The organism is Natronomonas marina (assembly GCF_024298905.1).
Classification (GTDB): domain Archaea; phylum Halobacteriota; class Halobacteria; order Halobacteriales; family Haloarculaceae; genus Natronomonas; species Natronomonas marina.
Genome location: NZ_CP101154.1, coordinates 2,560,578 through 2,581,512 on the forward strand (window position 1 = coordinate 2,560,578; position 20,935 = coordinate 2,581,512).

21 protein-coding genes, 1 tRNA gene and 1 pseudogene are annotated in these 20,935 nt (G+C 68.7%); 12 read left to right on the plus strand and 11 right to left on the minus strand.

The window, feature by feature from the left end; translation table 11 throughout:
• Nucleotides 1-9: 9 nt before the first annotated feature.
• Entirely contained in the window at nucleotides 10-1,281 is a 1,272-nt protein-coding gene (locus NLF94_RS13735) for an RNA-guided endonuclease InsQ/TnpB family protein (protein ID WP_254838189.1), read from the minus strand.
• Between the two features lie 213 nt (nucleotides 1,282-1,494).
• Entirely contained in the window at nucleotides 1,495-2,487 is a 993-nt protein-coding gene (locus NLF94_RS13740; RefSeq protein WP_254838190.1) for a DUF7972 family membrane protein, read from the minus strand.
• A 120-nt stretch (nucleotides 2,488-2,607) separates the two neighbouring features.
• Between NLF94_RS13740 and NLF94_RS13745 the strand changes: the two genes are divergently transcribed.
• From NLF94_RS13745 to NLF94_RS13765, 5 genes are all read left to right on the plus strand, one after another.
• Complete coding sequence (locus tag NLF94_RS13745; RefSeq protein WP_254838192.1) at nucleotides 2,608-3,093, plus strand: ferritin-like domain-containing protein; 486 nt, start codon at nucleotides 2,608-2,610, stop codon at nucleotides 3,091-3,093.
• On the plus strand, nucleotides 3,090-3,527 hold the full coding sequence (locus NLF94_RS13750) for a metal-dependent transcriptional regulator (protein WP_254838194.1): 438 nt from the start codon (nucleotides 3,090-3,092) through the stop codon (nucleotides 3,525-3,527). The genes NLF94_RS13745 and NLF94_RS13750 overlap by 4 nt, the downstream gene beginning before the upstream one ends.
• A 43-nt stretch (nucleotides 3,528-3,570) precedes the next feature.
• Nucleotides 3,571-3,675 (plus strand) — tRNA-Gln (locus NLF94_RS13755).
• Between the two features lie 66 nt (nucleotides 3,676-3,741).
• Complete coding sequence (locus NLF94_RS13760) at nucleotides 3,742-4,734, plus strand: hypothetical protein (protein WP_254838195.1); 993 nt, start codon at nucleotides 3,742-3,744, stop codon at nucleotides 4,732-4,734.
• Nucleotides 4,735-4,789: 55 nt separating this feature from the next.
• Entirely contained in the window at nucleotides 4,790-5,155 is a 366-nt protein-coding gene (locus tag NLF94_RS13765; protein ID WP_254838196.1) for a cupin domain-containing protein, read from the plus strand.
• Nucleotides 5,156-5,342: 187 nt separating this feature from the next.
• On the opposite strand, the gene NLF94_RS13770 is transcribed toward NLF94_RS13765, so the two are convergent.
• Both NLF94_RS13770 and NLF94_RS13775 read right to left on the minus strand, forming a co-directional pair.
• Nucleotides 5,343-6,065: a GNAT family N-acetyltransferase gene (locus NLF94_RS13770; protein ID WP_254838197.1), complete on the minus strand. Its 723-nt coding sequence runs from the start codon at nucleotides 6,063-6,065 to the stop codon at nucleotides 5,343-5,345.
• Between the two features lie 71 nt (nucleotides 6,066-6,136).
• Nucleotides 6,137-7,108: a DUF3179 domain-containing (seleno)protein gene (locus tag NLF94_RS13775; protein ID WP_254838198.1), complete on the minus strand. Its 972-nt coding sequence runs from the start codon at nucleotides 7,106-7,108 to the stop codon at nucleotides 6,137-6,139.
• Nucleotides 7,109-7,335: 227 nt separating this feature from the next.
• Between NLF94_RS13775 and NLF94_RS13780 the strand changes: the two genes are divergently transcribed.
• Entirely contained in the window at nucleotides 7,336-8,034 is a 699-nt protein-coding gene (locus tag NLF94_RS13780) for an HD domain-containing protein (protein ID WP_254838199.1), read from the plus strand.
• Here the strand turns inward: NLF94_RS13780 and NLF94_RS13785 are convergent.
• Nucleotides 8,031-8,720 carry a LysE family translocator gene (locus NLF94_RS13785; protein ID WP_254838200.1) on the minus strand — a complete coding sequence of 230 codons (690 nt, stop codon included), beginning with the start codon at nucleotides 8,718-8,720 and terminating at the stop codon, nucleotides 8,031-8,033. The two genes, NLF94_RS13780 and NLF94_RS13785, sit on opposite strands and share 4 nt — an antisense overlap.
• Before the next feature lie 214 nt (nucleotides 8,721-8,934).
• On the opposite strand from NLF94_RS13785, the gene NLF94_RS13790 reads away from it, so the two are divergent.
• The 3 genes and pseudogenes from NLF94_RS13790 to NLF94_RS21005 all read left to right on the plus strand — a co-directional run.
• Nucleotides 8,935-9,684: a hypothetical protein gene (locus NLF94_RS13790; RefSeq protein ID WP_254838201.1), complete on the plus strand. Its 750-nt coding sequence runs from the start codon at nucleotides 8,935-8,937 to the stop codon at nucleotides 9,682-9,684.
• A gap of 40 nt (nucleotides 9,685-9,724) precedes the next feature.
• Complete coding sequence (locus NLF94_RS13795) at nucleotides 9,725-10,135, plus strand: hypothetical protein (RefSeq protein WP_254838202.1); 411 nt, start codon at nucleotides 9,725-9,727, stop codon at nucleotides 10,133-10,135.
• 1 nt (nucleotide 10,136) lies between these two features.
• Nucleotides 10,137-10,421 (plus strand): annotated as a pseudogene (locus NLF94_RS21005) (PAAR domain-containing protein); the annotation flags it as partial.
• A gap of 441 nt (nucleotides 10,422-10,862) precedes the next feature.
• On the opposite strand, the gene NLF94_RS13805 reads toward NLF94_RS21005, so the two are convergent.
• Entirely contained in the window at nucleotides 10,863-12,041 is a 1,179-nt protein-coding gene (locus NLF94_RS13805; RefSeq protein WP_254838204.1) for a threonine synthase, read from the minus strand.
• A gap of 206 nt (nucleotides 12,042-12,247) precedes the next feature.
• Between NLF94_RS13805 and NLF94_RS13810 the strand changes: the two genes are divergently transcribed.
• Both NLF94_RS13810 and NLF94_RS13815 read left to right on the plus strand, forming a co-directional pair.
• A complete protein-coding gene (locus NLF94_RS13810; protein ID WP_254838205.1) occupies nucleotides 12,248-14,503 on the plus strand; it encodes a hypothetical protein in 2,256 nt (751 codons plus the stop codon).
• Between the two features lie 53 nt (nucleotides 14,504-14,556).
• A complete protein-coding gene (locus NLF94_RS13815) occupies nucleotides 14,557-15,816 on the plus strand; it encodes an NAD(P)/FAD-dependent oxidoreductase (protein WP_254838206.1) in 1,260 nt (419 codons plus the stop codon).
• Here the strand turns inward: NLF94_RS13815 and NLF94_RS13820 are convergent.
• Nucleotides 15,808-16,506 carry a metallophosphoesterase gene (locus NLF94_RS13820; protein WP_254838208.1) on the minus strand — a complete coding sequence of 233 codons (699 nt, stop codon included), beginning with the start codon at nucleotides 16,504-16,506 and terminating at the stop codon, nucleotides 15,808-15,810. The two genes, NLF94_RS13815 and NLF94_RS13820, sit on opposite strands and share 9 nt — an antisense overlap.
• A gap of 80 nt (nucleotides 16,507-16,586) precedes the next feature.
• Between NLF94_RS13820 and NLF94_RS13825 the strand changes: the two genes are divergently transcribed.
• The gene (locus NLF94_RS13825; protein ID WP_254838209.1) at nucleotides 16,587-17,360 is read left to right on the plus strand and encodes a DUF7839 domain-containing protein; all 774 of its coding nucleotides are present in this window, start codon (nucleotides 16,587-16,589) and stop codon (nucleotides 17,358-17,360) included.
• Here the strand turns inward: NLF94_RS13825 and NLF94_RS13830 are convergent.
• The 4 genes from NLF94_RS13830 to NLF94_RS13845 form a co-directional block, all read right to left on the minus strand.
• The gene (locus NLF94_RS13830) at nucleotides 17,339-17,515 is read right to left on the minus strand and encodes a hypothetical protein (protein ID WP_254838210.1); all 177 of its coding nucleotides are present in this window, start codon (nucleotides 17,513-17,515) and stop codon (nucleotides 17,339-17,341) included. The two genes, NLF94_RS13825 and NLF94_RS13830, sit on opposite strands and share 22 nt — an antisense overlap.
• A 295-nt stretch (nucleotides 17,516-17,810) precedes the next feature.
• Nucleotides 17,811-18,128: an RPA12/RPB9/RPC11 RNA polymerase family protein gene (locus NLF94_RS13835; RefSeq protein WP_254838211.1), complete on the minus strand. Its 318-nt coding sequence runs from the start codon at nucleotides 18,126-18,128 to the stop codon at nucleotides 17,811-17,813.
• Nucleotides 18,129-18,327: 199 nt separating this feature from the next.
• A complete protein-coding gene (locus NLF94_RS13840; RefSeq protein WP_254838212.1) occupies nucleotides 18,328-19,947 on the minus strand; it encodes a hydroxymethylglutaryl-CoA reductase in 1,620 nt (539 codons plus the stop codon).
• A gap of 148 nt (nucleotides 19,948-20,095) precedes the next feature.
• Nucleotides 20,096-20,842 carry an enoyl-CoA hydratase/isomerase family protein gene (locus NLF94_RS13845; protein WP_254838213.1) on the minus strand — a complete coding sequence of 249 codons (747 nt, stop codon included), beginning with the start codon at nucleotides 20,840-20,842 and terminating at the stop codon, nucleotides 20,096-20,098.
• Between the last annotated feature and the right edge of the window lie 93 nt (nucleotides 20,843-20,935).

Genomic DNA, 20,935 nt, shown 5'->3' on the forward strand with positions numbered 1-20,935 from the left:
TATTAGGGTCTACGGGGCAACCTGTTCTTGTGGGCGTACTCTGCCCGTGGATTTGTCGAACAGGCGTACCGATGGCTGTGCCAAGCAGCCGTTACTCCTATCCTGTGACGGACTCGGAGTTACCGTCGCTCGCATATTCTCTGCCGCATTCAGGTCACTGTTGGCGACTAACTCGCAGTTCTCACAGACGTACAACCCACGCTCAACACGGTTTGAACCCGCTTTCATCCCACACTCACAGCACGTTATCGACGTGGCCAACTCGTACTCATCGACCCGTTCAACCGCGATGCCACGCTCTTGGGCCTTGTATTCGATGTGACTAAGCAGGGTTTCAAACGCCCAGTCGTGCAGGCGTTTGTTCCCGTGTCGTCCCCAGTCTTTGTCGTCACGGATGTTTTTCGGATGGCCGACTGCTATCGTCCCAACACCACGATCGGCACACTGCTCTACAATGTCTTTCGAGAGCGCGTGCAGGAAATGCTCCTGTCGCCGGGATTTGTTTTGTCTGGCCCACTCTGCGTGGTTGCTGGGGCCGTTCTCACCTTCCGTGTCGTATTCCTGCTGTCGGAAGTAGTGGGCGTCCTCGTTCAGGGCGTTTCCGGGATACAACAGTGTTTCGTCACCGACAGAGACGGCCGCCGTGTTGCAGATGCCAAGGTCAACACCTGCTGTCTTCTCACCAGGCGTCTCAGGCGTCTCAGGCGTCTCAATCCGCATCTTGCAGACGAAGTGCAGTTCCCACTGATCGCCAGTCCAGACAGCACGTACCGTTTGGACGGTTTCAACAGCGTCGAGCGTCTGCTCGTCTGCCTGGAGTGTGTATTCGCAGAGGATGTAGTCAGCGGCGTACCGCGACTCTTTCTGGTTCGTCCCTTTCGAGAGCCGGACACGGTTGTACTGGGTGTCGAGTTTGAAGCCCTGATTTTTCCACGTCACCGTCGAGCGTGGGTGGTCGTCGCCGTGTTTGCGGTAGCCGGGCGGGTTCGCGTCCGGGTCGTTCTGTTCGTACCACGAGACGAACGCCTCACCGAGTTCCTGAAGAACTCGCTGACTAGATTGTGAGTGCAAATCCGCATACCGTTCGTGGCTTTTGAGGTACAAACAGAGTTCATCGGCGTCTGGAATGTGGCCGATAGCGTCCCAGATACGCGAAATCGTCCACCGTCCGACGTTCCACAGTTTGCTGGCGGCGAAGCCATGCGAATCGAGGTCATCACGGACTTGCGAGTGGTTGTGGATACTCGCTTTGAGTGTCCGAGTGACGACCCGATTCAACATATGTAAGCAGAGTTTTTTCTCTTATATAAATACTGGCACTCGATGTTGAATATCCTGTCGGAGCTACGAGCGTGGTTTGATTCTCAGTTGTCGGCTTCATCCCACGGCTGAAGCCGTGGGCTTTCGCCTTGTTACCACTGTAAGTCGGCACGGCGTTCCGCCGCCGTCCGACCCGGGTACGGACATCTTCTTCAGCCGACGCGAGACACTCGCCTACTTCTGGGTGTCCCGGTCGGTCTTCCGGAGGATGAACGGCCCGATGGAGAGCGTTCGGCCGGTTATCGTGGCGATGCGCAGCACGTACGCCAGGAGTACCGCGAAGGGGACGAGCACGATGGCGGCCCCAGCCGCCACGAGGACGACGCCGAGGTCGACGCCGAGCACCGTCCCGGGGTACTTCTGGACGTCGAGAAAGAGGACGACCGCCATGGCGACGACCAGCGACGGGATCGCCGTATAGAGGACGGTCCGGGAGAGATCGATGAGTTCCGACTGGAAGTACAGCGTCTTGAAGTGCTCGCGGGCGGGACCGAACAGCCGGAGGGCCTCGGCGAGGTCCTCGAGCGCCTCCAGCGTGGCCGAGTCGAGGTCCTCGCGGTCCTGGAGCCGGTTCGCGGCGTAGAGCTTCCAGGAGTAGTTGAAGTCCAGCGCCGCCCGGACGACGGCGAACTGCCCGAAGCTGGCGCCCTCGAGGCGGTCCTCGACCGCAGAGGCGTTCCCGACCGTCGAGTCGACGAGTCGTTCGATCTCCTCGTCGTCGCCGGCGGCGTCGCCGACCGCTCGCGCGCGGTCGGCCGTCTCGGCGACGAGGCTCCGGAGGAAGGCCGACGGCTCGGCCGGGGGCGTCTCCCCGAGGATGTCGGCGGCGTCGGCCCGGAAGGACATCGCACCCTCCATGCGGGACTGCTGGTCGTCGACGGCGCCGAGTTCCTGCGAGAGCACGAGCTGGTTCAGGGTGAGCACGAGCGTGACGCCGGTGACGGTGGCGCCGATGAGCGCCTGGAAGGCGGTCTCGATGGGGTCGTCGGCCTGCAGCGCCGCCCCGGCGTCCTCGAAGAGGAAGGAGGCAGCCACGACGCCGACGAAGACCAGCGCAACGATGCCGGCCGTGATGAGCCACCGGTCGGCGTCGAGAAGCAGCCGCATCGTGAGGGCGCTCCGCGGGGAGCGTTCCCGCATCGTGTCGGCCGGTTCGTCGTCTGCCATCACCGGTACTTCTCAGGGTGGCTACAAAAAATCCTCGCGTCGAGGGAAACCCCTTAAGTCCGCGGGGCGCCGACCGGCGTGTATGACTGACGCACCGCTCGCCGGGCGCAGGGGGGTCCCGTGAGCCTCTCGTACCCGGTCGCGTCGGACCACCAGCTCGCACGGCTGCTCCAGATCGGGATGGTGCTGGAGGAGGTCGTCGAGGCGCGGGCCCACAAACACTACGAGACCCTCGACGACGCGGAGCTGGACCCGGAGCTCGTCGCCCTGCTCGAGGAGGCCGCCGAGGAGTCCGCCGAGCACCGCGAGCGGCTCGAGGCTCTCGTGGACGAACTCGACGCCGACCCCGTCGCCTACGAGGAGATCGAGGCACTCGTGGCCGCCCGCTACGAGTCCGACACCGACTTCGACGGCGTGCTCTACGACCAGCTCTGCAACGAGGAGACCGCCTACAAGTTCTACGACGACCTGATAACCGCAATCGAGGAGTCCGACGTGCAGTTCAGCATCGAACAGGACCGACTGCTCGCCACGCTGCGGTCGATCCGCGAGGAGGAAAAGGAGGGCGTCGAGGAAGTGACCGAGCTCATGGAGGCGAAAGAATGAACACCCAGGACCAGTACCTGAAAGCGATCTACCTGATCCAACAGCAGGAGGACGGCCCGGCGTCGACCGGCGCGATAGCCGACCGACTCGAAGTCAGCCCGGCCAGCGCCAACGAGATGATCGGCAAACTCGAGGAGGGCGGTCTCGCCGACCACGAGAAGTACAAGGGCGTCTCCCTGACCGAGGAGGGTATCCTGCGGGCAAGCGAGTCGCTGCAGACGTACTGCATCATCGAGCGGTTCCTCCACGAGGTCCTGGAGGTCGAGGAGTTCCGCGTCGAGGCCCGCCAACTCGAGAGCGTCATCGACGAGACGGTCGCCGAACGGCTCGACACCATCATCGACCGACAGGACTGCTGTCCGGACTGCTTCGACGCCGAGACCGACGCCTGCGAACTGCTCGACGTCGGCGTCGAGTCCGAGGCCGCGGACTAACTCTCGAAGTGTTCAAGTGCGGCGCGGCGGTACCTCGAACTGCAGCCCCGTGGTGTAGTGGCCAATCATATGGGCCTTTGGACGGGTGACTGCGACGGTAGCATCCGGAGGACAGCCCATGACAGCGGTTCGAATCCGCTCGGGGCTATCGCCGTCTCGACGCGGCCGCCCGAGGGCAACTTATAATCCGCGGCGAGTCGACCATTCGGTATCCATGCACCCCGACCCGAACGATCCCGTAGAGGAGTGGCCACTCGGAGCCGGCGACCCCGGCCGCGAGGTGTGGTACTCGCTCGTGAGTCCGCCCGACGCCTCCGTCGCATTCTGGTACCGCTACACGCTTTTGTCGACGGAGTCGGGCTACCGGGAGGGTCGGCTGTGGGCCGCCCTGACCGACCGCGAGGAGCCCGAACGCTCCACGTTCGTCTCGGCGGCCTACCCCCTCGAGTCGGTTCGGGCCGACGGCGACCCCTTCGAGTTGACCGTCGGCGACGCCGTGTTGACCTCCTCGTCGGCGACCGGACGCGTCGAGGACGTGGCCTGGGACCTCGAGTACGAACCCGACAGCTACGCCTTCACGCCGCTGCGGAGCGAGACGCTGACGGACCTGCTGTCGGTACTGGTGGGGACGGGCAAACACTGGAGCCGCAACGAGTCGGTATTCATGTCCGGCGAGGTAACCGTCGGCGACCGGACCGTCGAACTCGACGACGCCCCGGGCCACCAGGGACACACCGTCTCCTCGAGGAGTCCGCCGAACGAGTGGACGTGGGTGCAGTGCAACGACTTCGCGGAGGACGACTCGGCGGTGCTGGAGGCGCTGCGGCTGGACGACAAGCTCTCGCTTTGCTTCCGGGTCGACGGCGAGGTGTACCCGCTCAACCGCCTGAAGGACGTCCTCCCGGCCAGCCCATCGGCCAACCGAATCGACCACGACGAGGTGGGCCACTGGCGGTTCCGCGGCGAGGGCGAGGGGCTAGACCTCCAGGCGACCGTCGAGTCGCCGCCGGACCACTGGCAGACGGTCGCCTACATGGCGCCGGACGACACGCTCCGGTACAACGCCCACTGCTCGCTGTCGGACCTGACGGTCACCTACAGCGTCGACGGCGGCCCGACGGAGACGCTGACGAGCGACGCGGCCCGCGCCGAGTGGGTGAGCACCGACCCACCCATCGAGGGCGACTACGAGCCGAAGTGGGAGTAGGCCCCTCGCCAGGACGTCGGACGAGCTATTTCCGGCCGGCGGCCGTCCGTCCGGTATGGAGAAGGTGAGCCTGGCGGAAGCGTTCGCGTCCTTCGAGGAGCAGTGGTCGCCGCGACTCGCGGGGGAACTCAACGGACAGGCGGTCAAACTCGCCAAGGCCGAGGGCTCGTTCGTCTGGCACCACCACGAGGACGCCGACGAACTGTTCCTCGTTCGCTCGGGGAGACTCCGCATCGAGTTCCGCGAATCGTCGGACATCGTACTCGAGGAGGGTGAACTTCTCGTCGTCCCGCAGGGGGTCGAGCACCGCCCCGTCGCCGAGGAGGAGACGGAGATGCTGCTGTTCGAGCCGGCCGACACCCGCAACACGGGCAACGTCGAGAGCGAACGGACCGAGACGGACCTCGAACGAATCGAGTAGCCCGCCCGAACGTTCGGAAGAGCTGGCATCCGCGAGCGAACGGAGTGAGCGAGCGGTTCACCGCGCGCCGCAGGCGCGCGGGACCGAGGGCCGACCAACGCGAGCCGGAGGCTCGCGGCGGGAGGCCCGACGTGTCTTTTTCATGAAAGTTTTTGCCGGCGCGCGAAGCGCGCCGTGCAAAAAGTTTCTACATGTAAGCCGCGTCCCACCGGGTCGGCTTGAGAGTGTTGCCGCACTCCTCGCACTCCAGGCGGCCCATGGCGTCCATCGAGGTGACGAGGTTCTCACAGGAGGCACAGTAGTAGCCGTACTTGTTCTCGCGGGCCTCGTCGGTGTAGACGGTGTAGAACTCGCCCTCGGAGCCGCGGTCGGCGTCGCTGCGGTCGACGTAGTGTTCGCTCCCGTCGACGACGATCGGCTGGAGGTCGACGCCCTCCTGGTCGACGTAGATGTTCTCGACGAAGGCGGTGCCGTCGATCTCGACGGAGCCCTCGCCGACCTTGGTGAGGCCCTGGTTCTCCCAGAAGCGGTTGCCCTCGGAGTTGTCGGCCAGCACGAGCCCGCGGATGGTCTCGACGCCCGCCGCTTCGAGACGCTCGCGGGTCGCCTCGTACAGGTCCCGGCCGAGTCCCCGACCCCGGTGCATGGCGGCGACGTGGAGCCAGTGGATGTCCCCGCGGTCGCCGGCGATGACGCTCTCGGAGAAGGCGACCGGTTCGCCGTCCTCCTCGGCGACGAGGACGAGCACGTCGTCGTCGTCGAGCTTTTCGGCGAAGCTGTCGACGCCGTACCACTGTCTGATGGCGTTCTCTATCGTGCTGGGACTCAGCGAGTAGGAGGCCTCCATCGAGCGCAGTGCGATAGACCGTACGGCCGGACCGTCGGCCGTCGTCGCTTCGCGTACGTCCATACCGATTCGGTACGCTCCGAGGTGTGATAAAACCGAACCACCGCCGCGAAAGTTGGCCGAACATCCACTTTCTACGGCGGGAACGTCAGGAGGGCGTCGGGACCGTGATCGTCCTGCCAGGCGAACGCGAAGAGCCGCTTTGCGGGAACGCGCTCGAGACGGCGGCCGTCGGCCGCCGCGCCCGTCGCACCGTCCCAGGTCGTCCCGTCGGCACGAATCTCGTCGCCCTCGACGACGAACTCGTAGCCGGGATTCTCGAAGGCGGCGAGCCCCTCGGTACCGAAGACGACGAGGTCGCGTCCGCCGACGACGACGTCGAGGACACCACCGGCTTCCTCGACGACCGACAGCGGGACGCCGACGGCCTCGCCGCCGCACTCGACGCCGAGGACGACCGCCTTCGGGTCGATGTCGTCGCGGTCCCACTCGCGGCCCCCCGTGCCCCGGTGGGCATCGAGACCGAACCCCTCGCCGGTCTCGTACTCGCGGTAGGGTTGGCTGTCGTACTCGATTGGTTCGGGCTCCTCGCCCTCGCCGGCGGCCTCGCTCTCGCCGCCCGGGGGCTGGAGGACGACGCCGTCGTACTCGTCGCGGAATGTGCCGTACTCGACGACCGTCGCCGGCAGGACGGTCAACTCGGCGCCCTCCAGGGGGCCGGCGATGCACGCCCCGAGGGACTGTTTCCACTCGGAGTCGGTCTCCCGGTCGTACATGACCAGGTCGTCGTCGGCGAGTTTGCCCGAGACACCGAAGGTCAACTGGAGGGGGTCGTCGCCGGCCGTCGTCCCGTCCGTCTCGACGCGGCGGTCGTAGACGACGGCGCTCCCGCAGAGCGGACACCAGGTGACGGCGATGGGGTGGTCGGCGGCGTCGTTGACGATCTCGTGGTAGTTGAGGTGCCGGAGCGGGTAGGCCCGCGGCGGGCCGTCGGCGGGTTCGTAGACGACGACGCGGTCGGTGTCGTCGCCGTCGTAGGCCGTCCCGAAGACGGGGTCGTCGACGCTCGGGATGGCGTCTTTGGGGATGACCTGCCTGACGTTCATGTGTGTGGCAGCGGGTGCGAGGACACTAAGCGTTCCCTCGGACGTGTGCCGGGAGTGACCTGACGCGGCCGGTGCGGTGGGCGAACGATCCGTCGAGGAGCGCGACACCGGGTCGTTCGGTCGTCGTTTTCCCCGTGGTGACGGTGTCGTAAGCCTAAAGAGTCGAACCTACATTTTTATGAGTAAGATGACCGACGCGTTCGCATCTCTCCGCCGGAGGTGGATACATGGGCGTTGAAATCAGGGAATCGCCCGTCTCCGACGAGGAGTTCGAGGAGATGAAGCGGTTCGTGCGCGATTACCTGACTGCAAGCGTCGAGGGCGAAGACGAGGGGGGCCGAATGCGGTGGTACCCGTGGCACTCTGCGGAGTACCGGTACAACCACATCCTCAACGTGACCGAACTGGCGGCCGAGATCGCCGAGTCGGAGGGCGCAAACGTCGACGTGACGCGGGTTGCGGCGCTGTTTCACGACATCTCGAAACTGGAGGCCGACCAGGACGTCCACGCCGAGGCGGGCGCCCGCGTCGCCCGCGAGTACCTCACCACGCGGATGGACTACCCCGAGTCGTTCATCGAGCAGGTGTGCGACGCCGTCGAGGCCCACTCCTACGAGGGTGACCTCGCGGACGTGAACCTGGAGACGCGGTGTCTCATGGAGGCGGACCTGCTGGACAAGGTCGGCGCCAACGGCACGGCGCTGATGCTGCTGCGGATGGGCTACGAGGCCCGGACCCACATGGACGCAAACGAGATGGTCGGCCGGGTGCTCGAACGGGGCGAGGACGCCGTCGCTCGCGTCCGGTCGGACACCGCCGAGAGCATCGCCCATCAGCGCATCAAGCGGGTCCGGTGGTTCAAGGAGTGGCTCGAAGGTGAAGTCGCCGACATGGAACCCGGGTCGCCGCCGGCGCTGGACCTCTAGAGGAGTCCGGACAGCCGTTCGAAGAGCGCAAAGCCCGTCGCGGCGTCGTAGAGGAAGTAGAGACCGAACGCGACCAGCACCGCCGCGCTGAGGACGGCGACGACCGGCGCCGCTCGCTCGGTCCGGCTCTCGGCGGCCGAGAGCGCCCACGGGAACCCGACTATCCACACGAGAATCCCCCCGAAGAGACCCACGAGTAGCGCGGGGTGGCCCGTCTCGACGACGACGAGACCGGCCAGCGCCTCCGTCGCGTACGACAGCACGTCGATGCGGCCGGGCGCCAGCAGGCCGACGCCGACCGTGAGCCAGAACAGTATCTGGTAGGGGTTCGTCAGCGCCAGCACGAACGCCTTCGAGAAGCCACGGCTGTTGGGCGTCGCCGACGCCCGGAAGCTCTCGCGGGCGCCGCGGGCCGCGCCGTACGCGAAGTACAGCATCAGGAGGCCGCCGACGGCGACCATCGCGTTGCGGAGCGTCGGCACCCGCTCGACGACGGCGACGGCACCGAAGAGCGCCAGCACGAAGAAGACGAAGTCCGCGGTCATCGCCCCGAGACCGGCCTTGAATCCCGACCGCCACCCCCGGAGGACGGACTCCTCGGCGATGACCGCGTTCATCGGTCCCGGCGGCGCAGCCAGCGCCAACCCGAAGACTACCCCCGCGAGCAACGTCGTGACGAGCGCCATCACACCCCGCTATCGGGCGGGCCGAGAAAAGCGTGGCGTGGTGGGAATTCGTGACACGGTTCCGTCCCGGACTCCGCTACCCCTCCGTCCGCCGCGGGTCCGGGGCGAACCCTGTGGGACGGTAACGTATTAGTTCCCGCAGGCGAAAGTACCCGGGAGTGACACACCGCTCGACGGCGGGCGACCGGGGCGGGACGGGGGGTTCCGGACGAGCATGACCGGCGACGGTGCCGCGGATGGAGAGCGGGGCGCCACGGGCGGCGGGGACCGACTCGGAGACGGGGCGACGGCCGCGACCGGCGGAGACTCCGAAACGCGGATGCGGGAGTCGTTCCCCTCGCCGCGACGCCGGCAACTCCTCAAGAGCGTGGCGGCACCGGCGGCCGCGACGGCGCTGGCCGGCTGTTCGGTCCTCGAATCGGGCGAGGACCCGCTCGTCGAGGACCTCGAACCGGGCGACAGCGTCGGTTACGCTGGCGCCTTCCGGTTCGGCGACACCTACGCCGTGACGGTGCGGAACGCGGCCGACGGAACGACGACGCTTGCCGGCCGGTTCCGCGGCGAGGACCGGTACCTCGACTTCGAGGGCGACGAGTCCGTCGAGACCTACCTCGTCGACGGCGACGGCTACGTCGTCGTCGACGGGGCGTGCACCGTCTACCCCGACCTCGACGCCGGCCTGCGGAGCGTCGGGTCGGTCGAGTCGCCCGAGACCGGCGACGCCGAACCCGAGTTGACGGTGACGGGAACCGACGAGATCGACGGCACCGAGACGCTCGTCCTCGAACGGGACGACGCCGACGGCGGGCCGACCTACTACGTGGACCGCGAGACGCGCCGACTCCGCCGCGTCGAGACCGACGCCTCGGTCGTCGACTACCGCGAGTGGGGCGCGGTCGACCGCATCGAACCGCCGGACGCCGACTGCCGGGAGGCGCCCGAGTCCGCGACGACCCCGGAATAGCACCCGGGGTTTATGTGATCGGTTACCAAATACGACGCACATGTCAGACGGGGGAGAGACAATCGACGCGGCGGGCTGGCGACTGGCGGTCGACCGCGACGCCGAGGAGATTCGTCTCGAACACGCCGAGTCGGGAAGCGAGTACGTGCTGGACGCCGACGGGGGCCTGCGCGTGCCGGGCGACGGCGAGGTCGGCGACGACCTCGGCGCGCTGCGGGAGACGCTGGCCGCGGCGCTCGACGGACCGTCCCCCCGGGCGGTGGCCGACGGCGGCCAGGCGGCGGGCAACTGCACCGTCGAGTGCGACGAGAGCACGGGCGAGGTGACCATCGAGAGCGACACCCGAATACGGATGGCCGCGCCGGTCATCGACATCGAGTCGACCGGCAACGCGACCGTGAGCACGGACGGCGTCCTGACGCTGGAAGGGGCGCTCGTCCGCCTGAACTGATATGCCGCCCGCCGCCCGCGTCCAGGACATGACCGCCCACGGGACGCCGCTGACGGGGAGCGGCAGCCCGGACGTCCTCATCGGTGGGATGCCAGCCTGGCGGGCGGGAGCCGACGTCCACACCTGCCCGCTGTCGACCGGGGCCGCCCCCCACGTCGGCGGCGTCGTCGTCTCGGGGTCGACGACGGTCCTCATAAACGGCTACCCCGCCGCCAGGATGGGCGACGTCATTGCCGAGAGTGGCCCCCCGAACACCATCGTAACGGGAGCGCCAACCGTTCTCGTCGACAGCGGGACCACCTCGACGGAGCCGTCGTGGACCGCCTCGCTGTACGACCGGCTGACGACATACGCCGAACGGCACAACGAGGACGTCGCGGGCGCGGACCTCGGGACGGCCGCCAGCCAGCTTCGCGGCGAGGTGGTCGACCTCTACGTGACCGCCGACGAGGGCGAGGCCGAGTTCTCCTTCCGGACGACGGAGGCCGCCGAAATCCGTGAGCTAGAGCGCGGAACCCGCGAGGACGCCACTCTCCGGATGGAGACCGACGAGGCCACCGTCGACGACCTGGCCGGGGCCGACGACCCCGTCGGCGCCTTCCAGGGGGCCATCGTCGACGGCGACGTGACGATAACCGGCATCGGGACGCTGAAGAACGTCAAGTGGGAGGTCATCGACGTCCTCACCGACGTGGCCGGCTTCTTCGAGTTGGTCTAACCGGCCGGGCTACATCCCGCGGCCCATCAGCCGACTGCGGACGACGTCGGCGTCCTTGCTCCCGGCGCCGGTGTTGACGAGGAGGACGGTGTCGTCGGCCGCGAGTTCGCCGTCCTCCCGCAGTTGCCAGGCGCCGGCGGCGGCGACGCCGCAGGCGACGCTGATCTCCAGGCCCTCGTGCTGGGCGACCGTCGCCGCCGTGTCGAGGGCGTCCTCGTCGTCGACGGCGACGCCGGTCCCGCCGCTGGCCCGGACCGCCTCGACCGCGGGCAGGCCGCCCGCAGGGTCCGGCACCTCCAGCGTGCCGACGACGGTGTCCGGCACGTCCCACGGCGCGGGGTCGTCGCCGGACTCGACGGCCTCGACGACCGGCGCACAGCCCTCCGGCTGGGCGGCGAACACCCGGGGCGTTCGCTCGGTGAGTCCGAGCCGTTCGAGTTCCCGGGCGGCCTTCCAGACGCCGGCGACGACCGCCCCGTGGGCGACGGGGACGACCACCGCGTCGGGCACCGACCACTCCAGCGCCTCGACGGCCTCGTAGTAGACCGGTTTGGCGCCCTCGTGACGGTACGGCGAGTCGAAGGCGCCGGCGGGGAACCACGTCTCCTCGTCGGCGGCGGGCAGTTCCTCGCGCTCGGTCTCGTAGCTCTCGTGGGCGTCGTCGAAGCGGCCCTCGACGACCCGCATGTCGCCGCCGTGGACGTTTATCATCGCCTTGTTGACGAACGTGGCCCGACTCGGGACGAACACCCGCGACAGCAGGCCGGCCCGCGCGGCGTAGGCGGCCGCCGACTGGCCGCCGTTGCCCGTCGTCGCCAGCGCGAGCGTGTCGGCGCCGCCCCGGTCGGCCGCGGCGGCGACGAGCGCCATCCCCCGGTCGGTCACGCTCCCGGTCGGGTTGTGGCCCTCGTCCTTGACGTGCAGCGTCTCGACGCCGAGTTCGTCGGCCAGTCGCGGCGCCGCCACGAGCGGCGTCTCGCCCTCACCCATCCCCGACGGGACCAGCGGGAGCAACTCGCGGTGTCCCCAGGCCCCCTCCCGCTCTTCGAAGCTCTCGCGGTCGAGCGAGACGCCCGCGAGGTCGTAGCTCGCGTCGAGAACGCCCCCGCACGCCGGACAGGCGGTCGACCCCTCCTCGTCGACGGTCGCCCCGCAGTCGGTACAGCGGAACCCCTCGAAACTCGTCATGGCCGCCCGTAGGGTCGCCCGCCGCAAAGCCCTGTCCTTCCGTGGCGTCGCCGGCCGCTTTCTCCGGTCGCCGGTCGGCGGATAGATGTCGTCGAAGCCACAAGAGATATTCGGCGCAACCTCGAAGGGGGGCCACGAGACGGTCGGCCGCCGGACGCCGCCCCGCGGACGGCCGACCGAAGGACACAACCGTGAATCCGACCGATTTGACTCGACGTCAACTGCTCGCTATCGCCGCCGGCGCCGGAACCGCCGGCACCCTTGGCGCGGTCGGCCTCGGCGCCCTCGACCGGGGGCCTGACGCGCCGACGACCGAGGTGGACGACGCCGAGAGCCGACGGCTCGCGGAACGGTTCGCGCCGGTCTACTACTTCGACCGCTACGAGAAGTGGTTCCCGACGGACCCCCGCCCCTACGAGCGCGAGGAGGGAGGCGACCCCGTGGTCGACGGCTTCGCCGCCTTCGACGGTTACACCGAACGTTTCCGGGAGGCCGACGGGCCGCCGGAGCCGACGGTGTTCTACCGCGTCGTGGGCTACGAGGACTCCCCGCTCGCGGCCGTCCAGTACTGGTGGTACGGCGCCTTCGACCAGTTCTCCGTGAACTTCCACTGGCACGACTGGGAGGTGACGCAGGTGTTCGTCGACACCGACACCGACGAGCCGCAACTGTTCGTCGGCAGCGCCCACTCCCGGAAGGTGCCGAACAACGAGTTCCTCGACCCCGACACGACGGCGGTGCCGCGGGTCCTGCCGGAACTGGGCTCGCACTCCGGCGGCCTCTCGGTCAACGACATCCCCGATCACTTCACCCGGAACCCCGTCGAGAACACGATCGCCGACGTGACCAACGACGCTCTCGAGGGGCTCAACGCCGACGTTCCGGCGGCCTACGGCCTGCCCCGCGACGAGGGCTTCCGGCTGCCGTACGTGGTCCCCGAACTCGACGGCGAGCCGATTTACGAACACGAGCGGCTCCCGGCCGTCGACCGGACGGCGCTCGTCGACGAGTCGCTGACGGTGCGCTCGTTCGACGACCTCGCCGAGCCGCCGAGCGAGCTGCCGAATCGGGAGACGGGCCTCCTGTTCGCGTTCGACGAGGCGGACGCCGAGATGGAGGTCGACGTCGCCTACGACCTGGTGCCGACGGCCGAACTGGAACACATCACGGCCTTCACCGGCCCACAGCTCAGCTTCGAGTTCGCCGTCCCGGAGTTCGGCGAGGACCTCGTCGCGGGCCACATCACGACGACGAAGGTGCCGTGGGACCAGCCCCGCTACGACAACCCGGCGGCCGACATCTCGGACCCGGCCCATCGGCTCGCACTGTCGGAGTCGTACGACGCAATCGGCCAGCCGGCGCCGCTCAACCGGCTCGTGGCGACGGTCACCCGCGTCGAGCCCGACGAGGAGGCGCCCGAAGGGGAGGGCGTGACCACGAGCGAGCCGACCACCGAGAAGGCGGCGCTGGTCGAGAGCGACCCCGTCGCCGTGCCGACGTTCGCCGGGACGCTCGTCGTCGACGACCTGCCAGCCAGCGAACACCGGCTGACGGTCAACGGTGCGGGGTCGGCCCCGCACAGCGAGCGCGTGGAGGTGACCGAGGGTGGCGGCACCGATGTCGCCGGCGTCGAGGGCGAAATCCCGCTCGCACCGTCCGGCGAGGCCGTCAAACTGGAGGTCGACGCCGACGGGGCCGAGGCGGAACTGGAGCGGCTGGCAGTCGAAGACGACTTCGGCGGCCGTCTCTACGACGCCCCGATGGATGGCCAGGACGCGGTCTACGTCCACCGCGGCGGCGCCTACACCTCCGAGGTCGAGGACGCCGAGGGCGCGCTGGGAGCCTTCCGCGTCAATCCCGGCCAGGGCGACGGCGGCGACGGCACCGACGGCAGCGAGGGCATCCGTATCGAAACGCCGCGGACGGGGAAGGCATCGCTTGCGAGTTTCGTCTCCACCATCGGCCGGGAGACCGCAGCGAGCGTCGCGGCGGTCGCCGACGTCACCCTCGACGACGTCGGCGGGACAGTCGACGACGTGATCGGTACGGACGACGGGACCGCAACGCCGACGCCGACCGAAAGCGGCGGTGAACGGGGCAACCCAGGAGGAAGCGACGGCCCACGGCGGACCGCGACGCCGACCGAGGACGACGATGACGACGAAGACGGCCTCCTCGTATCCGAGAACACCGGGCGCCAGGTCAGCGGCGTCACCGGCCTGTTGCGGGCGCTGAAGGCCGTCCTGTCGGCCTCGGACCGGGCCGCAGAGCGGGCGAAGGCTGGCGAGCGCGGCAACGCCGACCGGGCGCTGGAGAACGTCGCCGCCCGCCTCGTCGACGTCGCCGACCGACTGGAGGGCGCCCGGGGCGACCTCCCGGCGCCGACCGTCCGGGCCATCGACTCCCGACTCGAGCAGGCCCAGCGCCGCACCGATCAGGCGCTGGAGACCGAGAAACTCTGAGATGGCGACCGCGGACGGAAACCTGTTTGACGAGGCCGCCCGAACCGGCGGTCATGCACGTCGTCGTCGCCGGCGGAGGGCTCGCCGGCCTGGTCGCCGCACAGCACCTCGCGTCGGCCGGCGCCGAGGTCGAACTGTTCGAGACCGACGAGCGGGTCGGCGGCCGCGTCCGCTCCCGCGTCGTCGAGGGGTTCACGCTCGACCGCGGGTTCCAGGTGCTCTTCACCGGCTACCCGGCCGCCCGGCGGGAACTCGACTTCGGTGACCTCGATTTGCGGCGGTTCGCGCCCGGCGCCACCATCGCGGCCCCGGACCACCGCTCGACGCTTTCCGACCCCTTCGGTGACCCCGGCGCGGCCGTCCCGACGCTCCTGAACCGCGACGTCACGGTGGGCGACAAACTCCGGCTGTTCCGCCTCCAGCGCGAACTCCGCGGCCGCGACGCCGACGACCCGTTCGAGGGGCCGGAGACCACGATACGGGAGTACCTCGACGACCGGGGCTTCTCGCGGGCGTTCGTCGAGCGGTTCGCCGAACCGTTCTACGGCGGCATCACGCTGGACCGCTCGCTGTCGACATCGAGTCACGTCTTCGAGTACACCTTCGGGATGCTCGCCGAGGGCGACACCGTCGTTCCCGCCGAGGGGATGGGTGCCATTCCGGCCCAACTGCGGCGGCGGGCCGAGACGGCCGGGGCGACCGTCGAGACCGACCGGAAGGTGACCGGCGTCGCGGCCGGCGAGGGGTCGGTGACCGTAGAGACCGACGCCGGAGCGGTGTCGGCCGACGCCGCCGTCGTCGCCACCGACCCGAAGGCCGCCGCCGAGTTGACCGGCGTGGAGACGCCGACCGAGGGGAAGGCCTGCGTCACCGTCCACTGCTCGCTGCCGGCCCACCAGTCGCTGGACACCGGCTCGCGCATCCTGCTGAACGCGGCCGACGACCGCCCCAACACGATTGCGCCGATGAGCGCCGCCGCCCCGGAGTACGCGCCCGAGGGCAGCCAGCTACTGGACGCCACCTTCCTCGGCGAGCAGGACGAGGACGACGAGGCGCTGGGGGAGGCGGTCCGGTCGGCGCTGTCGTCGTGGTACCCCGAGAACCACTTCGGCGAACTGGAGGTGGTCGGCGTCGACAGAATCGAGTTCGCACAGTTCGCACAGCCGCCGGGCTTCCGCGGGACGCTGCCGGCCGTCGACGCCCCCGACGGCGCGGTGTACCTGGCCGGCGACTACACCCGGTGGTCGTCCATCCAGGGCGCCATGGAGAGCGGGCGGCGGGCGGCCGAGGCGGTCCGGGCGGACCTACAGTAGTCGCCGGAACTCCCCGAGCGGCGGGAACTCGTGGGTCCGGTCCGCGTCCTCGTCGCGGACGACGGGCCGCATGCCGCCGGCCGACTCGACGAGCGGCGACTGGAAGTCGCCGGCGTACATCTCGTTGACGGCGACGCCGGCGGGCAGGCGGCTGAACGCCGGCAGCATCAGGACGCCGGCCGACCCGTACGTCTCGGGACCGTACAGGTAGCAGGGTCGGGCCATTCCCTCGATTTCGAGGGTGGGGTGGTCGTGGCCGACGACGTACCAGTCGGCATCCGTGGACGGCGGTTCGTGGCCGTGGGTGACGACGACCGTCTCCTCGCCGGCCTCGAGGCGGTACTCCTCGGCGGTGGGACCGTCCCACAGTTCCGAGAGCATCGAGTCGTGGTTGCCGGGCGCGACGACCAGTCGGCAGTCGACCGCCTCCGCGGCGTCCCGGAGCGCCCGGACCGTCTCGGCGGCCCCTCTCGGCAGTCGGTCGAAGGAGTGCAACAGATCGCCGGCCACGACGGCCTCCGACGGCTCGTACCGCTCGCAGAGTGCCCCGAACCGCGCCGTGAGGTCCTCGTGTTCGCCGACCCGGAACTCGACGTTCGAGGTGGCATCGCGGCCGACGTGGAGGTCCGCACAGACGAGGGCGTCGGCGGCCGGGAGGTAGGCCGCGCGGTCGCGGGGCTCGAACTCCATGGGCGGCGTAGCGGCGCCGTCGGCAAAGGGCTGCCGGCGCATCGTCCGGGTTTTATGACCGCTCGCGCCGAGACCCCGGTATGGTCGACGTCCTCGACAACAAGCGGGCCGCGACGAAGTTCCGGGTCCTCGTCGAGATCGCCGACCGGCAGCCGGCGGTCAGTCAGGGGGAGATCGCCGACGCGGTCGGCGTGACCAGCCAGGCGGTCTCGGAGTACATCCGCGAACTGGTCGAGGAGGGGCTCGTCGACAAGGAGGCCCGGTCGCGCTACCGGGTGACCAAGGAGGGCGTCGACTGGATATTCCAGCAGGCCTCCGACGTCCGTCGGTTCGCCGACCACGTCACCGAGGACGTCCTCGGCAGCATGCAGGAGGACGCCGCCTTCGCCACCGACGCCGTCGAGTCCGGCCAGCGGGTCTCGCTCTCCATCGAGGCGGGACTGCTGCGGGCCACGCCCGGCGACGAGGGGCCCGCCACGGGCGTGGCGACGACCGACGCCGACGCCGGCGAGGTGGTCGGCGTCACCGGCTTCACCGGCATCATCGACCTCGAACCGGGCGAAGTGACGGTCTTCCAGGTGTCGCCCATCCGGTCGGGACACCCCGAGGGCTCGACCGAACTGGCCCAGGCGGCCGCGGGGGCCGATCTCGTGGTCGCGGCGGGCGTCGAGGCCGTCGCCACCCTCCGGCGGTCCGGCGAGGAGGCCGACGTCACCTTCGCGGCCGGAGAGGTGGCCGTCGACGCCGCCCGCCGCGGACTGGATGTCGTCGTCGTCACCACGACGGACCTCGGCGGCCGCGTCACCGACGCCCTCCGGGACGCCGGCCTCTCCTACGAGGTCGACGACGTCTGAGAGGACCGCGAGGACCACCGGGCGACGTCCGCCTCGACCGGGACAACCTCGTGGCGCCACGCGAGGAAGGCGAGGACGAAGGCGTACGCCAGGATCACCTTCGGAAAGCCGTACTCGCCGAGAACGGCGACCGACGCCGGCAGCGAACTGGTCACCGCGAGCAGCGAGGCGGAGTCGGCCGTCGCCGGGGCGGCACGAAGAGGACGCCGGCGGCGACGAATGTCCCGAGATGCAGCCCGGTGCCGTACGCGAGCGGCCCCGTGTGGACGTACAGCAGCCCGTAGACCAGACCGACGACCGCGAGGTCGACCAGCCGGAGATCGAGAACGTCGTGAGAGTTGGCGCGGAGTCGACGTGTGGTTCCACTCGAGGCCGAGCGCCCCCCGGGAATCGAGAGCCCGGCGTGGCGGGCTGTACATATGCGAGCGGCGGAGTTCGCGAGATGCGCCGTCAGGACTCGCGCCACCTGTGGCCGCACTCGACGCAGGTGAACAGCCGAACCTCGTAGGAGCCGCCCGGCTTCGGCATCATCTCGTAGTAGGCCCGGTCGCTGTCACAGTCCTCGGCCGGGCAGGGTTCCTGCATCGTCTCGGCCGAGTCCTGGGTCCCGTCGACCACGGCGGGGGCCCCGTCGTCCCGCTGTCCGTCCTGGGTCGTCATCGTCGCTTCTGCTTGCGAGTCCCGCGACGCCTCGTTCTCACAGGAGCGACACACCCACGTATCGCCCTCCGTGTGCATCATCGAACCACACTCGTCACAGAATTGCATATAAAGCAGTGATACACGGGTGTCGGATATATGTCTTAACTTCCGATCCGTCGTGGATTTCAGGCAACTGCTGGTGCTATCTCGGGCAACTGCTCGTGCTGACTGTCCTGAGCTATCGAAGCGGCGACAGGCAACGTTTGATCTTGCCCGATATCCATCAACTGGCCACGGGGAAAACTCCGGGTTCCGATGCCGACGGCTACCGGTTGCGGCCGAGTGACTCGTGGCTGGTGACCCAGTCCGACGCGGAGATAGCGGCGCCGAGCGAGATTTCGCCGGCCAGCACCGTCGTCGCGGCGATCTCGGCGAACTTGTTGACGTTACCGGGACCGTCGCAGTCCAGCATCGCGAGACACTCCTGCTGGGTCGCCATCCCGGTGCCGCCGCCGTAGGTGGCGACGATGAGCGACGGGATAGTCACCGAGATGTGAAGCGAGTTGTCCTGCAGCAGCGTCGTGTTGATGAGCGCGGCGTGTGACTCGGCGACGTTGGCCTCGTCCTGTCCGCAGGCGATGAACAGCGACGCCAGCCCGTTTGCGGGGTGGGCGCCGTTGGTCTGGCCGTCGACCATCAGCGCGCCGAGCGTCGCTATCTTGCCGTGGTGGTCGAGACTCTCCGGTTCGGCGCCGAGGTGGTGGACGCAGGTCTCCTCGTCGAGGGTCACCTCGGCGGTGACCCGCTTGCCGCGGGTCATCATCGTGTTGACCGCCGAGGCCTTCTTGTCGGTCGAGGTGTTGCCGTCGAGGTAGAAGTTCTCGACGTAGCCGGGGTACTCCTGGAGGATCCAGTTGCAGGCGGCGAAGGTCGCCTTCCCGACCATGTTCTGGCCGGCCGCGTCGCCCGTCTGGTAGCCGAAACGCAGGTGGGCGAAGTTGTTCGTCATGTAGTCTTCGATTTCGATCAACTCGGCGACGCTGGAGGTCTCCTCGGCCTTCTCCTTGATGGTGTCGTAGTGTTCGAACACCCAATCGCGGAAGTCACGGGCGTTGCGGGCGTCCTCGAAGACGAAGACGGGTGCCCGGTTCATCTTGTCGTCGGTCACCGTCGCCGTCGCGCCGCCGCACATGTTGATGGCCTTCATCCCGCGGCTGTAGGAGGCCACGAGCGTCCCCTCCGTCGTCGCAAGCGGGATCGGGTAGTAGCCGTCGGCGTGCTCGCCGTTGACCTTCACGGGACCGGCCAGACCGAGCGGCATCTGGGCGACGCCGATGAAGTTTTCGACGTTGCCCTCGCCCATCGAGGCGTCGAAGGAGAACTCGGGGACGTGCTCCAGTTCCACGCCCGTCTCCTCCTCGATGAACTCGTGACGCATCCGGATGGCCTCGTCGCTGTAGTTGTCCTCCTCGTCGCGCGGGATGGACGGGAGTTCGCCCTCGTCGCGGATGGTGTCGCCGATCTCCAGCGAGAGGTCGCCGAACGGCTTGGCGGTGAAGTCGATGAGGATGTCGTGTTCGCCCGAGGGGATGTCCATGTCCTCGATGACGACGGTGACGGTCCGCCCGACGGGGAGCGGGATGGGGTCGTTGTCGGTCACGTCGTCGAGCTCGAACGTCTCGCCGTCGGCGGTCACTAGCCGGACCCGCTCCGGGGCTATCTCCTGGCCGTTGATGACGAGCCGGTTGATCCCAGCGAACTTGGCGTCCTGAAGCCGGTTTTTCACCTCGAACTCGACCCCACGATCGGTGTCTTTCAGACTCCCGTACGTGTAGAGCCGTTTCAGCACCTTGTCAGGGATGTCAAGCGAGACGAACCCGCCCCCGCCGACGAGGTTGGCGTAGACGCGCTTCAGGATACCGCTGTCTGGAGTTGGAATGACCATCCGTGTGCGTCACCCACTCCACAAACAGGTAAAAAGATTGTGTAGAAGCCGTATTACCACCTAAATGACCATAACCTGTCAATCGAGGTTCGTGGAAATAAACTCCCGGAATTGTCCGGTCCGCTGCGTTGCGGAATCGAGTGCGACCCTACCTATCGAGGAACTCATACATCGCCTCGCGCCGGGCGTCGGTGCCGAACAGCTCCCCCCAGAGCCGTCGCTGAAAGCCCAGGTCGGCCGGTCGCTCGCGCCAGGCGTACTCGAAGGTCTCCTTTGCGGCCCGCAGGGCGAAGGCCGGCTGGTCGGCCAGGTCCTCGGCGAGGCCGTGGGCGTAGTCGTCGACCTCGTCGTGGGCGACGAGGTCGCCGACGAGGTCGAGTTCGTAGGCGTCCTGGGCGTCCAGCCGTTCGGCGAAGAAGACGAGCCTGCGGGCAGTCTCGTCGCCGACGAGCCGGACGAGCTTCCGGACGCCGCCCCACGCCGGGACGACGGCCAGGTCCAGTTCCGTGTGCCCGAGGACCGCCCGCTCGCTCGCCACCCGGAGGTCGCAGTTCAGCGCCAGTTCCCAGCCGCCGCCGAGACAGTAGCCGTCGATAGCGGCGACCGTCGGGACGGGGAAGCCGGCGAGTTCGCCGGTGACCCGCTGGGCGGCGGCGACGTAGGCGTCGGCCTCGGCGACGGAGGCGTCGGCTAGCTCCCGAACGTCCGCACCGACCGAGAAGGCCTCCTCGCCGGCGCCGGTGAGCACCAGCGCCGCGACGTCGTCGTCGCGGGCCTCCGCCAGCGCGCTCTCTAGGGCCGAAAGCGTCGCCGAGTCCAGGGCGTTGTGCCGCTCCGGGCGGTCGATGGTGACCGTCCCCACGCCGCCGTCGGTGTCGAGCCGAACCGTTCCCATGCGGTTACCAAGGCGGGCCGGGGCAATAAGGCCCGGTGGCGGTCGGCGTCGGTGTCGGTGGACGCCCGCGGCCGAAACCGCCCCTTTTTCTAC